This is a genomic window from Cutibacterium porci (assembly GCF_009696315.1).
In the GTDB taxonomy this organism is placed as follows: Bacteria; Actinomycetota; Actinomycetes; order Propionibacteriales; family Propionibacteriaceae; genus Cutibacterium; species Cutibacterium porci.
On record NZ_VUMG01000002.1, the window covers coordinates 170,345 to 185,308 of the forward strand.

The following is a 14,964-nucleotide window of genomic DNA, read 5'->3' on the forward strand; positions in this document are numbered from 1 at the left end:
CAATATGTTGCTGTCGGCCATGCCCCTTATGGTGATCGCTGTGAGAACCCAATCGGCAGATGCGATTCTGGCGGCACTGGATCCTGAACAGGCCAAGGTTGCGAAGACCTTCGACGTTCCGGTGTGCGTGATTGCCGGTGCCGGTACAGGTAAAACGCGTGCTGTTACTCATCGCATCGCGTACGGTGCGGCGACGGGCAAGCTTGATCCGCGTCGTACTCTTGCGGTGACGTTCACGACGAAGGCGGCCGGTACGATGAGGGGCCGACTTGCCGATCTCGGGGTTGTTGGGGTGCAGGCTCGCACTATTCATTCTGCTGCGTTGCGACAGATCAAGTTTTTCTGGCCACGTGCATACAATTGTGAATTACCGCCGGTGAGTGATTCGCGGTTCTCAATGGTAGCCGAGGCGTCTCGTCGTGTCGGTCTTGGCAGTGACAAGGCGCTTCTACGCGATTTATCTGCCGAAATCTCGTGGGCTAAGGTCTCCAATGTTACGAATGATCAATACGCTTCCCTAGCGAGGGCTGAAGGCCGGGTCGTGGCGGGAGTCTCTGCCACCGACGTAGGGCGTGTTCTGGCCGGGTATGAGGCTGTGAAGAGGGAATGTTGCGTCATTGATCTTGATGATATTCTATTGTGCGCCGTGGGATTGCTCGTCCAGCATCGTGACATTACTGAGGAGATTCGGAATCGGTATCAGCATTTTGTAGTTGACGAATATCAGGATATTTCTCCGCTGCAGCACCGGTTGCTTGAATTGTGGTTCGGAGATCGAAATGATGTATGTGTGGTTGGCGATCCCCATCAGGCTATTCACTCTTATGCAGGTGCGCGATCGGACTATCTACTCAACTTCGTTGCCGATCATCCTGGTGCTAAGCGCATCGATTTGGTTCGCAATTACCGTTCCACTCCCGAAGTCATTCGATTGGCCAACGAGGTTCTCGTTAACCGCGTAACTCCCGAGGAGGCTCTTGAGCATGGCACGGGAGTTACATTGGTCTCGCGCGGGCGGTCTGGCCCAGAGCCCATTTTTCAAGCCCTCAGTGATGAGGCCTCCGAGGCCGCTGCCGTGGCAATGTGGATTGAGTCGCGTCATGCTGCGGGAATCCCGTGGTCCGAGGTTGCAGTTTTATACCGAATTAATTCTCAAGCAGCCCACCTTGAGACCGCGCTGGCGGAAAGATCTATCCCATATCTTGTGAGGGGCTCTGAGCGTTTCTATGACAGAGGAGAAGTCAGATGTAGCCTCGACGCGTTGGCTCAGCTCGTGGCTGATGAACCCGGTGCTGATCCCTTGCCAGCCTTTGATCAGTTGCTCGTTGCTCACGGTTGGTCTACGACAGCACCCGAGGGAGAAGGAGATATCAGGCAGCGGTGGGAGTCTTTGCAAGCTCTGCATGATCTAGCGGTTTCGCATGTGAACGATGGCGTGACGACTTTAGAGGGTCTGGCTGCAGTGTTTTCCCGTCGGGCTGCCACCCAGGAGCCTCCAGTCGGCGACGCAGTGACGCTGGCGACACTACACGCGTCCAAAGGCCTCGAATGGGATGTCGTGGCCTTGTATGGCATCAGCGACGCGATGGTGCCGTTCGTCATGGCTGAAACTCCGGCTGAAATGGCTTCAGAGCGCCGGTTGTTGCATGTTGGTGTGACTCGAGCCAGAAGAGACCTATGGGTCTCGTACTCGTGGGCTGGTGGAAACCGGGAACGGCAGGGCATCTCGCGATTCCTGCGCGGCCTGCCCGGGACCGGGGACATGACCGACAGGTCGCCGCAACATCCGCGGAGCCGGCGTGCCACGATCATGGTGTGTTCGGTGTGCGGAAGACCCCTGACCGCCGCTAAGGATCGAAAACTTGGCCATCACCTTGGGTGCACGGTGGGAGTTGACCCGGACCTCGTCGATAGGTTGCGGCAGTGGCGCAGTGAGCGGGCGGAAGCCGACCGCGTACCCGCTTTCGTCATTCTCACTGACGCGACGTTGCTGAGTGTGGCAGAAAGGCGGCCTCATTCGGTGGAAAGCTTGTTACAGGTTCCAGGAATTGGCAGACGCAAGGCCGATCTTTACGCCGCTGATCTCATCACCGTGTTGCACGATTTTTCCTCAGACAACCAACAGTGACATCCCGGCTGGGCTGGCACGTCGATACTGCGCTCACCGGCGGTGGTGCGCACATGGAAGGTCTTCGTCTGACAGGTGATCGTCGAGTCGCGGATAGACAGTGCAGTATCTTCAACCCGACTGACGAGCCATTCGGTGACTGCCGGGTCATACCCTCCTTCCGTCATGCTGCGAGCCACTGTTACCCAGTCGGGGTCGCGGGCGGCCATCGCCATATCGACACAGTGCTGACATCCGGGACGGTGGTCGTTGATGGGGCCAAGTAGAGCCCACCCGTGGTGCCCCCATGCGATGACCGATGGGATCCCTGCGCGATGACACTGTTCGGCCATATCGCGGCCTCCGAGGAGGGTCCGAGGACAAATGACGACGACGTGAACGTCAGGGTGAGTATGCCCACTGATGCGACGAAGGTCACAGGTGTTCGGGTGTGCTCTAACCCACGTGGCTACGTCGATGCGTCGCGCTGTGAGACCGCGCACTAGGTCGTCGGAACACCCAAGGTCGCTGACGACTGCCACGCGAAGATCGCTGGGCTTGGTCGCTACCCCCACCTCGTAGAGGTGACGTGCGACATCTGCTGGAACGTCGATACGTCCATCGGTACTTGCTTTGGCACCGCGCAGCCGGAAGGACCGGCCGTCTGGAGCGAGGATGCGTAACCCGTCTGAAACTGGGATCCAAGGACAGTCAAGTTCAACGTGCATGGTTCGAGCTTTGCCAAGCCATAGATATTTACGTAAGTGCCGGGGCGTATATGGGCAACACAACGAGGATAATGGGCAACAACACAAGGCCTCGGGACAACACGTCATGCAGGTGGGACAACACGTCGTCTGGACATAGCCCGCTACGATGCACCAGATGCATAAACCCCCGGACCATCACGATGTGCCTTCCCCTGCACATCCGGGATCCGGGGGCTACCTTCAATCTAGGCCAGGGGTGAGCTCTCGTCAACTTTGCTCCGTCGCCATACGTGTCTTTGCCCCCGGGCATGATGGCTGTTATGGCTGACGCGACGGTTCCAGACGAGATCATTGCGGCGCACGACGGTAGGCCCGAGATCATTATTCGACGCAGTGCCCGTCGTCGTCGCACCCTGAGCGCCCGGATGGAGGGACGTTCCGTCCTCGTTATGGTGCCCATGAGTATGCGGAAGGCTGGCCAAGACCCTCAGGTGATGGAATTAGTGGATAAGGTGACAAGGTCCCATGCCCGTCACCGACGCCATGCTGGCGACGAGGAATTGGCTCGACGCGCTGTGCAATTGTGCCGGACGTATCTCGATCCGCAGGTCAGCGACACGGTCAGGCCGACATCGGTTCGATGGGTGTCGAACCAGAACACTCGCTGGGGTTCATGCACTCCGTCGACGGGTCAGATCAGGTTGTCTGACCGCATGCAGGGATTCCCCAACTGGGTCGTCGACCATGTCCTAGCGCACGAGCTGTGTCATCTTGTGGAAGGCCATCACAACCGACGATTTCATGAATTACTTGCCGGATTCCCCAACGCTGAGCGGGCGGAGGGGTTTCTGGCCGGTTTCCAGTGGGCTGTGGCCGGCAGCGGTGACACCGCCGTCACTGGTTCTGACGGCACCGTAGCGGATCAGTCGTCGTGACCGTGGTCTCGCAGTAGCTTCTCTAGTTCGGCGTCGAGGTCGTCGGCGCCTTCTGTAGGTTCTTGGCGATCACCCGAAACGTAACCGAGCGGATCGTCGAGGTCGGCGGTAGTGGGGACGAGGTCGGGATGGTTCCACACCTGGTCACGTCCCACCGTTCCACGGGCCTCACGTAGCGCTGCCCATAGGTTTGCGGCGTCGCGGACTCGGCGGGGACGCAACTCCAAACCGAGCAAGGATTGGAAGAAGACCTCTGCGGGTCCGGACGTGGCACGGCGACGTCGTACCGCTTCACTGAGCTGGTCGTGGCTGGGAAGCCAGGTGCGGGCAACCTGGGAGGTGACCTCGTCGACCCACCCTTCGATGAGTGCCAGCAACGTTTCTAGACGCTGGAGTACACCCTCCTGCTCCGGGGTTCGGGTCGGCTCAAAGAGGCGTCCCTGCAGGCGCTCCGACATTTCCTGGGCCTTTTCTGGCGTCAATCTGGAAAGGTCGTCGATATCAATGGCATCCTCAATCGCCGAGGAATCAATGCGGATTTCGCGGGCGTAGTGCTCAACGAGTGCTAACAGTTGCGGGCCGAGCCAGGTTACGGCATTGAACAGGCGCTGACGAGCCGATTCACGCAGCACAAGATAAATCTCAACATCTCTTGGATCAAGGTCAAGGTCATTCCATGCGGCGGCGATATTCGTGGGGAGGATGACGACTTGCGGCACCGAAAGCACCTGTAGGCCGATCTCAGTCCCGGTGACTGTTGAGGTCGACAGCTCTCCGAGCCCCTGAGCCAGCTGGGCTCCATATAGCATCGCCGACATTCTGCGCAGCACCGGACCCATCATCTGGGCGAGGGCGGCCATTGGGTCGTCAGCGCCGCCCTGAGACATCAGACCGCTCATGGCTTCCGTCAGCGAGACCAGCACAGGTTCGACGACGGACTGCCAGGACGAGAAAGTGTGTTCAATCCACTCCGCACGGCTCCAGCACGCTGGCTGGGCGTTGACCTGAGCGAACTCGCATTCCCGGTCTAGCCAGCTTTCTGCCAAGCGAGACGCATCGAGTAAAGCGGTGCGTTCCTGCTGGCCTGGCGTCGGGTCAGAGCCACGGGAAGCGGCAATATGCCTTGCCATGTCCTTGATGTGAGACCAGTCGACCGGTCCGTCACTCGGATTTGCTCCGGACATGCCGGATCCAAGCATCTGTGACAACTGTGTCATGAATGAGGCGAGGTCACCGTTGGCGGGCAGACCTAATTGCTGCATCATGCGTCGCAACTGCTCAGCCATCTCTTCGGGGTCGGGCTGCCCAGGATGCTGGGGTCCGTCATTCATTCCCGTCTCCGTTCGCTCGTCGTGGTATCTCAACCAAGTCTAGGGCCGTGGCCGTCGAGGCAAAGTCATCGTCGGTGACGGCTAGCATGGCCATCATGTCCGAGCCGACCACGCCGCATGACCCTGGCGCCTCCGTCACCGCAACAACGGTTGAGACTGAGGCTCTGCGTACGAGACGCTTTCCTACTCGCTGGACAGCGATCTCGTCGGCCCTTGTCGTGCTGCTCTGTGTTCTAGCCTTGATTCTCGTCCCGATCCCATTCGTGGCTCGCTCTCCCGGCCAGACCGTGAATCTGCTCTCGACGAACGAACAAGGCAAGCCGATGATTCAGGTCGACGGCTTAACTACGCGGCATAGTCAGGGCGAGATGCGGATGACGACCGTCTCGATTACCCGTTCTGATTCACGCCTCTCCTTGGCTGAGGCGTTGGTCGCGCATATCCGCGCGGACCACGACGTTCTCCAGCGAGAGGCGATTTATCCGCCGGGACGCTCACCTCAGCAAGTCGATGCTGATGAGTCGTACATGATGGACACCTCCCAGCGCGACGCGGCCGTGGCTGCGCTACGAGCTGCTGGTCAGCCCGTCACGGAGATGCCCATGGTGAGCGCCGTCAGCGCGGCGGGACCGGCTCACGGTCAACTTATGCCGGGAGACCTCATCGAGAAGGTAGATGGGAAACCGGTGGCGTCTCTCCTCGACGTTGGAAAGGCAGTCCGTAAACATGCGGTGGGCGATACCGTCGTGCTTGTTGTGCTGCGTAATTCGTCTGCGAAAACGATTGCGGTGACGACGGTGTCGTCAGTAAGCGATCGGCGCGCACCGGCAGTCGGCATTACCGTCGATACGGGGTATCGATATGCGCCGTCGATTCGCTATAACACTCCTGGAGACATCGTTGGGCCGTCAGCTGGGCTTGCAATGGCACTGTCGATATATCAAATGGTTGCTCCCAACGATCTCATTGGTTCCCTGCACATAGCGGGTACTGGAAGTATTTCCCCTGACGGCAACGTCGTCGCTATTGGTGGCATCCAAGAGAAAATTGCCGGGGCTGAGCGAGATGGTGCAAAGGTCTTCCTTGTCCCGGCCGGTAACTGCCGCGATATTAGCGGAGTTGAATCATCTATGAGGCTAGTGAAAGTGTCGAGTCTCAAGGACGCCATTGCTGCTATCCAGAAAATCCGTGCTGGGGGATCGGGAGTACCACATTGCTAAACGACGGTGACGAAGAAACAATGCAGGAGCCGCCCGCTGCGGCGCCGACACATGACGCGTTAATTGCATGTCTGACCGAGATCGAACGGTTTGTTGCCTCGTCGAGTTGGGGAGGCCCGCCTCGCCTGTTCGCGTTGGTGCGCACTGCCGACCTCGTGAAGGCCGAACCGGCGTTGGCCGGTCAGCTTGTCGCGGGAAGCCCCGACAGCTTGTCCAGCATTGAGCAGGATGACTTTCGTCCTGGGGCGGACCTTGCCCAGGCCCTCGCCACCACGACGTGGGGTGACGCCGTGGACGGGGCCGCCATCTGCGTCGAGAGGATCTTCCTACCAGAGGAATTTGCTGATGAGATACCTCACGATCCGGACGAAGCTGCAGCGTATGTAGCTGCTCATCCCCACCGCCATGAGGTTCGGGTGGTGGCCGGAGCCCTTCGTGATGGCAGCCACTATGGTGTCGCGCGGCTCGCCGATCACCCCGATGACCTCCTTGGCTCGATCGATTTGGTGCCTGCCTTGGAATCAGCCGTGTTGGGGACGCTGTCGTGACGATTGTGAGCGCGACCGTCATCTGATCAGTAATATGCATTGTGGTGCTGCCACATCTAGGAGACGGTCATGACGGATCACCAGCCCGCCAATGAAGAAGTCAATGTCCCCGATGACGCCGGGTCTCTCCGCGCGCCTGAGACGTATCAGCGCTCGCCTCGTGGTTCCATGAAGGGCCGCCCCGTGATCGTCGCGATCATGCCGGATATCCCGAAGCCGGTGTTGGAAACAGGGGTTGAGCACGCAAAGGCGATGGGGAGCACAATTGTCTTTGCATACGTGGCAACCGATCGAGTCTCAAGCCCGTCGAATCCCGACGCCAGCTATCCGCTTGATCCGACTGCACAGCAGACGTCGATGGAAACGGCGAGGTCAGCCATCCACAGCGCTCTCGATGTCTTCATGTCTGACTATCCGGACGCCGATTGGGATTTGGTGTACCTGTCTGGACTGCCGGATCAGCAGTTGGCGCACCTGGCTCACACTATTAATGCTGGGTGCTTCATCTTGGGCACTCGTCGGCCAGGGTTCCGTGCTGGGCTTCAAGAGTGGTTGGACGGTTCTGTTGCGGTTCAGCTGGGCCGCCGCCAGTTGCGGCCGGTGATTATCGTGCCCCTTCGAAGCGACGACTGGGAATACCCACTCTGCTCGTCATGACGGTAGGTCGATTGGCGGCCGCCGTCGCATGTTCCGCTGGCTGCCGCAATGTCGCTTTATCGCGCACATTGTTGCACGACGGGCCCAGCGTTGGATGCGAATTTGACCTTGTCAACGACGAGTAATCCACCCAGTAGGCATGGCTTTCGAGCGTGCAGCTGAGTCGGTGCTTGGGCGGGTCCCGCCAGGTGAAAAACTGTTAATTATCTCAGGCGTGACGAAGGCCGGTTCACAAGCGTTTCTCCTTGTGAACCGGCCTTTAAGTGGTAGCGGGGACAGGATTTGAACCTGTGACCTCCGGGTTATGAGCCCGGCGAGCTACCGAACTGCTCCACCCCGCGTCGACTCGTTTCACTATACAGATCACACAGATGCAAGACAAATCGGACTGCGGAGGGCTGCGTCGGGGCGTCAAGAAAGCAGCGATTTCCGTTGCCAGACGCCTGTCCTCGCCAATGGCGCTGAGTTCGCTCAGAGCGTGTCTGGGTCTATGCTCTCCGGCAGGGCGCCGAGCCCGAAGGGAGTATGACCAGACGATGCGGGACCAGCTGAAAGCTGCAGGGCTAGCCGTTGCGGTAGCTTTGTCGGCTACAGGAATCGCCGGTTGCCAGCCGAGTGACGAAAAAGTACTCACTATCGGGGCGACGGCAGCCCCTCCGACTCTGGACCTCGTGTCCAACGCAGCTGCGGCTATTCCGCAGGTTTTGCTCTATAACGTGTATGAGACTCTCGTTCGCGTTGACGATTCAGGCAAGCTTGTTGGATTGCTGGCGAGATCGTGGGAGCTTTCTGACGACGGTCTTAACCTCACCTTTCACCTTGACCCCAATGCGCGGTTTTCATCTGGTAGCCAGGTGACGTCGGCTGCCGTCAAAGCGTCGCTAGAGCGCATGAGGGGGCAGTCGGCAAGCCCGGTGAATCAGGCGAATCTGGCTGCGATTAAGGCTATTCGTACCCCAGACGCCACCACCGTCATCCTGGATTTGTCAACACGCGATAACTTCTTGCTCTTTAACCTAGCGAGCACGTCCGGAGTCGTCATTGACCCGGCGACGAAGGACCTCGCTACTCGACCTCAAGGGTCTGGGCCCTATGTCGTTAGTGAATTCACCCCTGGCCATTCGGTGACTTTGTCGCCGTCATCGCATCCCTGGCATGAGGGAAATCGCCCCACCGTCCGCTTCGCATATTATTCCGATCCGACGTCCCAGACAGCAGCTCTACTGTCAGGCGATCTCGATGTGGTCTCTGATATGACGACCCCTCAGGCGTTATCACGGTTTACTGATAATCCGAATTACCGGGTGTTACGCGGGACTACGAATGGCGAGGTAGTCCTTGGAATGAATAACACGTCGAAGGCTCTGTCAGATCGAAGGGTGCGCCAGGCCATTCTTATGGCAATCGACCGTAAGGGCTTGCTCGACGTTGTTTGGAACGGGCAGGGTACCCTCATCGGGTCGATGGTTCCTCCAACGGATCCTTGGTACACCGATCTTTCACATACATGGCCGCATGATCCGGCTCGGGCCCGTAAATTGCTTGCTGAGGCCGGGCACGCCCATGGCCTTACGCTGAGGCTGCGTACCGCTGCGTTGCCTTACGCGACCTCGGCATCCAGAGTGGTGGCTTCTGAGCTGGCACAGGTTGGTATCAAGGTTGTCACTGACGAGCTGGAGTTTCCCGCTCGCTGGCTAGACGTCGTCTACACCCATGCGGACTACGATTTGACGATCGTTGCCCATGTCGAGGCGCGTGACATTGTTAACTGGGCCAACCCCGATTATTACTGGCGCTATCGAAATAAGGAATTCAACCGGCTCATCGAGTCGGCGCGCACCGGCCCGGCTGATCGGACTAACGCGACCATGATGCAGGCCAGCAGGATCCTGGCTACCGACGCTGCCGGTGGGTTCTTATTCCTCATGCCGAAAATCACTGTCAGCAAGTCCGGCATTACCGGTCTGCAACGCAACTCCACGTCAATGAGTTTCGATCTGACGAAGGTGAGAAGATCACAATGACTCCCCTTAAACGCGTCGTGATTCCATTGGGGGAGCTACTGGTGTGGCTCGTCGTTGCATCCCTTGTGGTTTTTGCACTACTGAGTTTGCTCCCTGGGGATGTCGCCCAGGTCATTCTTGGCGCTAACGCCGACCCTAAAGCGGCTGCCGTGGTGCGCACTCGCCTCGGCCTTGACCTCCCGTGGCCTCAGCGCTATTGGGACTGGATAAGCTCCCTCGTGCGCGGCGACCTTGGCACGTCGATCGTCTCGGCTGAACCCATTGGCCCACAGATCGCTTCTCGCCTAGCTGTGACCGGATGGCTGGTCGGATTGTCCTTAATACTCGCTTTGCTGGTGTGTTTACCGGTTGGCGCGTATGCCGCTGTACACCGTCGGGAGAGCCGTGGGTTTGTGGCCTCGGCTCTGTCCCAAATCTTGATGAGCATTCCTGCCTTCTTAGCCGGCATCCTTCTCATTTTGCTGTTTTCAGTTACTCTCGGTTGGTTACCGGCCGGCGGCTACGTTCCCCTGCATGAGAACGCCGGTGAATGGGCGACCCACCTCGTGCTGCCTGTCTTGTCGCTATCGATTGTTCAGGCGGCCGTCATGACGCGGTATGTGCGTAGCGCCTTCATTGACGTACTGGCTGACGATCACCTACGCACCGCGCGGGCGGCCGGGTGGCGACTGTGGCCCGCGTTGCATCGTCACGGATTACGCAATGCGTCGATCAGCTTGGCCACCGTGCTCGGGCTCCAGGCCAGTGCGATGCTCGTCGGGGCTATCGTCGTGGAGGAAGTGTTCGTGATCCCCGGTCTTGGATCCTATCTTCTTGACGCGGTGAGCACCCGTGACTTACTCGTCGTCAGCGACGTCGTCATGGTCATTGTGGCGCTTGTGTTGGTCATCTCTTATCTCACTGACGTCATCATCGTCATCCTTGACCCGCGGCTGAGAACTGCCGCCCGCACTGCCCAGGAGGAGCAATCATGAGGCGGGCAGGTCTCATCATCGGATGCGTACTAGTTGGGATCGTCCTTATCGCAGGGGTGGTTTCTGCACTGTGGACTCCGCATGACCCAACGCTTGTTGTCCCAGCTGAACGGCTGATGCGCCCCAGCTGGCAGCACTGGCTAGGAACCGATGGGTTTGGCTCCGATATTGCCTCGCGAATGCTTGTAGGCGCTCGCACATGTCTGCTCGTCGGCGTCGTCTCTGTTCTCATAGCGGCTGGCGTCGGAGTGCCGTGGGGGATGACGTCAGCAATGTTGCCTCGTCCATGGTCGACAGTTGTTGGTCGAGCCGCAGACCTTCTCTATGCCTTTCCAGCATTGCTACTCGCCATCATTTTTGCTGCTGCCGTCGGTGGATCGACGTTAACGGGAATGATTGCGATCGGGGTATCTACGGTGCCGGTGTTTGCGCGCATCACCAGAACTGCCAGCCGTCAGATACTGGCGCAGGATTATGTCATTGCGGCGCGCAGCTCTGGCATGTCATGGCGATCAGTAGCTTTCGACCATGTTTTGCCCAACATTGCCCCCCTGATTGGGGTACAAGCCTCTGTCTCGTATGGCACGGCGATCTTGGCTGAGGCTGCACTGAGTTATCTCGGGTTGGCAACTCCAGCAACTGTTCCAACCTGGGGCCGTATGCTGCGGGATTCGCAAGTGTACCTTTTCGACTCGCCCTGGCTGACCGTAGCGCCGGCCGTGGCTATCGCGGGAGCCGTGATGGGATTCACACTCCTTGGAGACGGATTGCGGGACTTCCTCGACCCGCGGCTGAGGGAGGTCCGTTGATGTCTCTACTAGAGGTTAATGACCTGGTTGTCGATTTTGGACGTCACCGCAGGGTCGCCGTCGATCATGTGAGTTGGTCATTGGACTCCGGTGAGCGACTCGGTCTGATCGGCGAGTCAGGGTCTGGTAAATCCGTTACTGCGCTGGCGATCATGGGTCTGTTACCGGGTAATGCGCACGTGTCTGGCTCGGTGCGTTGGCGCGGCGAGGAACTGCTAGGCGCGTCAGATCACGATATGTCGGCCCTGCGAGGCAGCAGCATTGGCATGGTTTTTCAGGAACCTATGACAGCCCTTGACCCCACGATGAAGGTAGGTCGGCAAGTAGGAGAGGTACCGCTGCTGCATCGGTCTGTCAGCCGTGGGGATGCTCGTGGGCGTGTTCTCGATATGCTTGAGCAAGTCGGAATTAAGGACCCGGCTAAGGTAGCTGATTCTTACCCACATCAACTTTCTGGAGGCCAACGGCAGCGTGTCCTGCTTGCTATGGCATTGGTGAATTCCCCGGATCTGCTTATCTGCGACGAGCCCACGACGGCATTAGACGTCACAGTACAGTCTCAGGTATTGGCCACTATCAATGAGGTGCTCGACTCAGTCGGGGCGGCGTGCCTATTCATCACCCACGATTTGGCGGTGGTTTCCCATATTTGTCAAGAACTCATCGTCATGACGTCGGGAAAGGTTGTTGAAGCCGGGCCAGCACGCGCTGTGTTGTCTCACCCGGAGCATCCCTACACTCGCCGCCTGTTGCGAGCTGCCCGGCTCGACCTCGTTGAGCCTGGGACGACAATCGTGTTGGAGGATTGATGACAACTCAGATCGAGGTCGAGGATCTTCACCTGCGCCTGGGATCGGCGAAGAGGGGCACCCATGCTCTAGACGGTGTCTCGCTGCATGTTGGCCAAGGCGAACGGCTAGGTCTGGTTGGGGAGTCTGGCGCTGGAAAGTCCACTCTGCTCAAAGTAATGATGGCGCTCCTGCAGCCAGATTCCGGGGCCGTCCGCTTTAGGGGCAAACCCTTGACCGATACCGACGCTATTCGTGAGCTCCGGCGATCGGCTGCGATGGTTTTCCAGGATCCACGGTCCTCTCTCGACCCCCGTATGAGCGTGGGGCGGGCGATCACGGAGCCACTGCGGTCGCCGGTCGCGCGACGAACGACACGTCAGCAGCGCAAAGACAGGCTGGCGAAGGTGATGGTCGACGTTGGTCTGGAGCCAGATGCCGCCTGCCGCTTTCCGCATGAATTTTCGGGTGGGCAGCGGCAGCGGATTGCCATTGCGAGGGCGCTGATTACTGACCCGGACATCTTGTTTGCCGACGAACCGGTCTCAGCGCTTGATGTGTCGGTACGCGCCCAGGTCCTCAATTTGCTCAATGACTTGGTCAGGGAGCGTGGCCTGACAATGGTCTTCGTCTCCCATGATCTAGGTGTTGTACGGCACCTATGTGACACAGTTGCCGTCATGAGCCGTGGGCGGGTCGTTGAGCAAGGCCGACTTACGGATGTGTATCGCGATCCGCAACACGAGGTTACTCGGGAGCTATTGAGAGCAATTCCGCGTATTCGTCTCGACGATTCCACCCACTGAGACGGCGGAGACTGGTCGATCCTGCGTCGTTCATAAACTGGCAGTTATGAAGGCCCTCCTGCTCGAAAACATTCATGACGAAGCCGTCCGAACACTGAAAAAGGCTGGATACGAAGTTGAGCGGGTGAGCGAGGCCCTTGAGGAGGACGACCTCATCAGTGCCCTTGACGGAGTTAACCTGTTGGGCATCAGGTCGCGTACCCGCATAACCCGTCGGGTCGTTGAGGCGTGTGGGAACACTCTCAGCGCGGTTGGTGCGTTTTGTATTGGCACAAACCAGATGGATCTTGGCGCGTTAGCCGAGGTTGGTGTTCCCGCTTTTAACGCCCCCTACTCCAATACTCGCTCCGTGGTTGAACTTGCTATGGCGGAGATTATCGCGTTGGCTCGTCGTCTCGGTGATCGCAATACTCAAATGCACAATGGGGTGTGGCGTAAATCCGCAATTGGGTCACACGAAATTCGCGGGCGTCGATTGGGCATTATCGGGTACGGCAATATCGGACAGCAGCTGTCGGTAGTGGCGGAAGCCATGGGCATGCAGGTGTTCTTCTACGACATCGCTGACGTCTTGCCCATGGGTAACGCTCACAAGTGTGGCTCAATGGAAGAGTTGCTTGGAAGCGCCGAGACAGTGTCCCTCCACGTCGATGGACGCCCCAGTAACACCAATCTTATTGGTGAACGCGAATTCGCCATGATGCGACCGCGATCCCTGTTTTTAAACTTGTCGCGAGGCAAAGTTGTCGATATCAATGCCCTCGTTGACAATCTACGTACCGGGCACATCGCTGGTGCAGGTGTGGACGTCTACCCCGAAGAGCCGGCGTCCGGTAAAGAACCCTTTGTCTCTCCGTTACGCGACATGGACAATGTTATTTTGACTCCGCATGTCGGCGGTTCGACCCAAGAGGCTCAAGTCGATATTGGCCGTTATGTTGCCCGGAAACTGATCGACTATGTCGAGAACGGCGCGACCGGAATGAGCGTCAATTTTCCTGAGATCACCCCGTCGCCTCGCACAGGTGCTCGTATCGGTCATCTGCATCGCAATGTCCCTGGTGTGATGGCGACGCTGAACAGACTCGTTGCCGATCAGGGAGGAAACGTCACATACCAAGCTCTTGCGACAAAAGGGGAGCTCGGCTATTGCGTTCTCGACATTGCCGAAACTGACGGTGGCCTGCTCGCCAACGTCACGGATCTTGACGGCACAATTCGGGCTCGCATCCTTTAATGGCGAAGTTTGGCCTCTCACTGCTCAGGTTGCACTATGGCTAGGACTTCGTCGTGAAGAAAGCCGTTCGATGCTAGAGCGTTGCCCGACCACGGTCCGTCCTTGCCGTCAAGGCCGGTGAACCTACCGCCAGCTTCGGTCACGATGACGTCGAGGGCAGCCATGTCGTGCACGTTGAGTTCGGGTTCGCATGCTAGATCGACGACGCCCTCGGCAACCAACATGTATGACCAGAAATCACCGAAAGCCCGGCAACGCCACACTGACCGCATGAGCTCACCGAACCCGCGCCCCCTCCCGCTTTCGACCCAGCCGTGGAGTGACGAGTAGGACAAGAAAGCATCTCCGAGGCTGCGAACGTTTGAGACGTGGATCGGAGTTGCCGAGGCTAGAGATTTGCCTGACCATGCGCCTAAGCCACGCGCTGCCCACCAGCGGCGTTTGAGGGCAGGGGCGGAGACCACAGACACGACGACCTCATCGTCCACGCTGAGGGCAATGAGGGTGGCCCATACTGGAACGCCACGCAAAAAATTCGCAGTGCCGTCGATCGGATCAATGATCCACCGCCTTGGCCCGTCTCCGGTATCGGCACGCTCTTCGCCGTGGACGGCGTCTCGGGAGCGCATTCGAGACAGGGTCCGGCGTATTGAGTCTTCGACGGCGAGGTCAGCGTCGGTCACTTCGGAGCGATCAGGTTTAGTCGAGATTGTCAGATCTCGGGCACCGAAACGTGACATTGTCAACGAGTCGGCATCATCGGCGAGAATGTGTGCCAAGCGGAGGTCTTCGGTGTGGTCGGCCATGTCCACACCCTA

Annotated in this window: 14 protein-coding genes and 1 tRNA gene; 11 read left to right on the plus strand and 4 right to left on the minus strand. The window is 58.6% G+C overall.

What is annotated here, in order from left to right; translation table 11 throughout:
- The first annotated feature begins 4 nt into the window (after positions 1-4).
- The gene (locus FYJ43_RS04745; RefSeq protein WP_154562544.1) at positions 5-2,128 is read left to right on the plus strand and encodes an ATP-dependent DNA helicase UvrD2; all 2,124 of its coding nucleotides are present in this window, start codon (positions 5-7) and stop codon (positions 2,126-2,128) included.
- Here FYJ43_RS04745 and FYJ43_RS04750 read toward each other — a convergent pair.
- Entirely contained in the window at positions 2,071-2,943 is an 873-nt protein-coding gene (locus FYJ43_RS04750; protein ID WP_195839907.1) for a hypothetical protein, read from the minus strand. The two genes, FYJ43_RS04745 and FYJ43_RS04750, sit on opposite strands and share 58 nt — an antisense overlap.
- 182 nt (positions 2,944-3,125) lie before the next feature.
- Between FYJ43_RS04750 and FYJ43_RS04755 the strand changes: the two genes are divergently transcribed.
- Positions 3,126-3,752 carry a M48 metallopeptidase family protein gene (locus FYJ43_RS04755; RefSeq protein ID WP_154563332.1) on the plus strand — a complete coding sequence of 209 codons (627 nt, stop codon included), beginning with the start codon at positions 3,126-3,128 and terminating at the stop codon, positions 3,750-3,752.
- Here FYJ43_RS04755 and FYJ43_RS04760 read toward each other — a convergent pair.
- On the minus strand, positions 3,740-5,083 hold the full coding sequence (locus tag FYJ43_RS04760) for a zinc-dependent metalloprotease (RefSeq protein ID WP_154562548.1): 1,344 nt from the start codon (positions 5,081-5,083) through the stop codon (positions 3,740-3,742). The genes FYJ43_RS04755 and FYJ43_RS04760 overlap by 13 nt on opposite strands.
- Before the next feature lie 86 nt (positions 5,084-5,169).
- Between FYJ43_RS04760 and FYJ43_RS04765 the strand changes: the two genes are divergently transcribed.
- The 3 genes from FYJ43_RS04765 (at position 5,170) to FYJ43_RS04775 (ending at position 7,508) form a co-directional block, all read left to right on the plus strand.
- The gene (locus FYJ43_RS04765; RefSeq protein WP_154563334.1) at positions 5,170-6,303 is read left to right on the plus strand and encodes a YlbL family protein; all 1,134 of its coding nucleotides are present in this window, start codon (positions 5,170-5,172) and stop codon (positions 6,301-6,303) included.
- Between the two features lie 20 nt (positions 6,304-6,323).
- The gene (locus FYJ43_RS04770) at positions 6,324-6,851 is read left to right on the plus strand and encodes a PPA1309 family protein (RefSeq protein WP_154562550.1); all 528 of its coding nucleotides are present in this window, start codon (positions 6,324-6,326) and stop codon (positions 6,849-6,851) included.
- 168 nt (positions 6,852-7,019) lie between these two features.
- The gene (locus FYJ43_RS04775) at positions 7,020-7,508 is read left to right on the plus strand and encodes a universal stress protein (RefSeq protein ID WP_195839924.1); all 489 of its coding nucleotides are present in this window, start codon (positions 7,020-7,022) and stop codon (positions 7,506-7,508) included.
- A 264-nt stretch (positions 7,509-7,772) separates the two neighbouring features.
- Here the strand turns inward: FYJ43_RS04775 and FYJ43_RS04780 are convergent.
- Positions 7,773-7,849, minus strand: a tRNA-Met gene (locus tag FYJ43_RS04780).
- Between the two features lie 195 nt (positions 7,850-8,044).
- Here FYJ43_RS04780 and FYJ43_RS04785 point away from each other — a divergent pair.
- Genes FYJ43_RS04785 through serA form a run of 6 tightly spaced genes read left to right on the plus strand, consistent with a single transcriptional unit; the run spans position 8,045 to position 14,146 of the window.
- A complete protein-coding gene (locus FYJ43_RS04785; RefSeq protein ID WP_154562554.1) occupies positions 8,045-9,532 on the plus strand; it encodes an ABC transporter substrate-binding protein in 1,488 nt (495 codons plus the stop codon).
- Positions 9,529-10,506 carry an ABC transporter permease gene (locus tag FYJ43_RS04790; protein ID WP_154562556.1) on the plus strand — a complete coding sequence of 326 codons (978 nt, stop codon included), beginning with the start codon at positions 9,529-9,531 and terminating at the stop codon, positions 10,504-10,506. The genes FYJ43_RS04785 and FYJ43_RS04790 overlap by 4 nt, the downstream gene beginning before the upstream one ends.
- The gene (locus FYJ43_RS04795; protein ID WP_154562558.1) at positions 10,503-11,315 is read left to right on the plus strand and encodes an ABC transporter permease; all 813 of its coding nucleotides are present in this window, start codon (positions 10,503-10,505) and stop codon (positions 11,313-11,315) included. Before FYJ43_RS04790 ends, FYJ43_RS04795 begins: the two co-directional genes overlap by 4 nt.
- Positions 11,315-12,124, plus strand: a complete 810-nt coding sequence (locus FYJ43_RS04800) for an ABC transporter ATP-binding protein (protein WP_154562560.1) — start codon at positions 11,315-11,317, stop codon at positions 12,122-12,124. Before FYJ43_RS04795 ends, FYJ43_RS04800 begins: the two co-directional genes overlap by 1 nt.
- Positions 12,124-12,909 (plus strand): ABC transporter ATP-binding protein, encoded by a 786-nt coding sequence (locus FYJ43_RS04805; protein WP_154562562.1) that lies wholly within the window; start codon positions 12,124-12,126, stop codon positions 12,907-12,909. The genes FYJ43_RS04800 and FYJ43_RS04805 overlap by 1 nt, the downstream gene beginning before the upstream one ends.
- A 46-nt stretch (positions 12,910-12,955) precedes the next feature.
- Complete coding sequence (serA, locus tag FYJ43_RS04810) at positions 12,956-14,146, plus strand: phosphoglycerate dehydrogenase (protein ID WP_154562564.1); 1,191 nt, start codon at positions 12,956-12,958, stop codon at positions 14,144-14,146.
- Between the two features lie 17 nt (positions 14,147-14,163).
- On the opposite strand, the gene FYJ43_RS04815 is transcribed toward serA, so the two are convergent.
- The gene (locus FYJ43_RS04815; RefSeq protein WP_154562566.1) at positions 14,164-14,952 is read right to left on the minus strand and encodes an inositol monophosphatase family protein; all 789 of its coding nucleotides are present in this window, start codon (positions 14,950-14,952) and stop codon (positions 14,164-14,166) included.
- Positions 14,953-14,964: the final 12 nt, after the last annotated feature.

Bases quoted from the DNA above. Each gene is read 5' to 3' on its own strand.
- FYJ43_RS04745 (WP_154562544.1), top strand. From the start codon at position 5: ATGTTGCTGTCGGCCATGCCCCTTATGGTGATCGCTGTGAGAACCCAA.
- FYJ43_RS04750 (WP_195839907.1), bottom strand. From the start codon at position 2,943: ATGACGTGTTGTCCCGAGGCCTTGTGTTGTTGCCCATTATCCTCGTTG.
- FYJ43_RS04755 (WP_154563332.1), top strand. From the start codon at position 3,126: ATGATGGCTGTTATGGCTGACGCGACGGTTCCAGACGAGATCATTGCG.
- FYJ43_RS04760 (WP_154562548.1), bottom strand. From the start codon at position 5,083: ATGAATGACGGACCCCAGCATCCTGGGCAGCCCGACCCCGAAGAGATG.
- FYJ43_RS04765 (WP_154563334.1), top strand. From the start codon at position 5,170: ATGGCCATCATGTCCGAGCCGACCACGCCGCATGACCCTGGCGCCTCC.
- FYJ43_RS04770 (WP_154562550.1), top strand. From the start codon at position 6,324: ATGCAGGAGCCGCCCGCTGCGGCGCCGACACATGACGCGTTAATTGCA.
- FYJ43_RS04775 (WP_195839924.1), top strand. From the start codon at position 7,020: ATGAAGGGCCGCCCCGTGATCGTCGCGATCATGCCGGATATCCCGAAG.
- FYJ43_RS04785 (WP_154562554.1), top strand. From the start codon at position 8,045: ATGCGGGACCAGCTGAAAGCTGCAGGGCTAGCCGTTGCGGTAGCTTTG.
- FYJ43_RS04790 (WP_154562556.1), top strand. From the start codon at position 9,529: ATGACTCCCCTTAAACGCGTCGTGATTCCATTGGGGGAGCTACTGGTG.
- FYJ43_RS04795 (WP_154562558.1), top strand. From the start codon at position 10,503: ATGAGGCGGGCAGGTCTCATCATCGGATGCGTACTAGTTGGGATCGTC.
- FYJ43_RS04800 (WP_154562560.1), top strand. From the start codon at position 11,315: ATGTCTCTACTAGAGGTTAATGACCTGGTTGTCGATTTTGGACGTCAC.
- FYJ43_RS04805 (WP_154562562.1), top strand. From the start codon at position 12,124: ATGACAACTCAGATCGAGGTCGAGGATCTTCACCTGCGCCTGGGATCG.
- serA (WP_154562564.1), top strand. From the start codon at position 12,956: ATGAAGGCCCTCCTGCTCGAAAACATTCATGACGAAGCCGTCCGAACA.
- FYJ43_RS04815 (WP_154562566.1), bottom strand. From the start codon at position 14,952: ATGGCCGACCACACCGAAGACCTCCGCTTGGCACACATTCTCGCCGAT.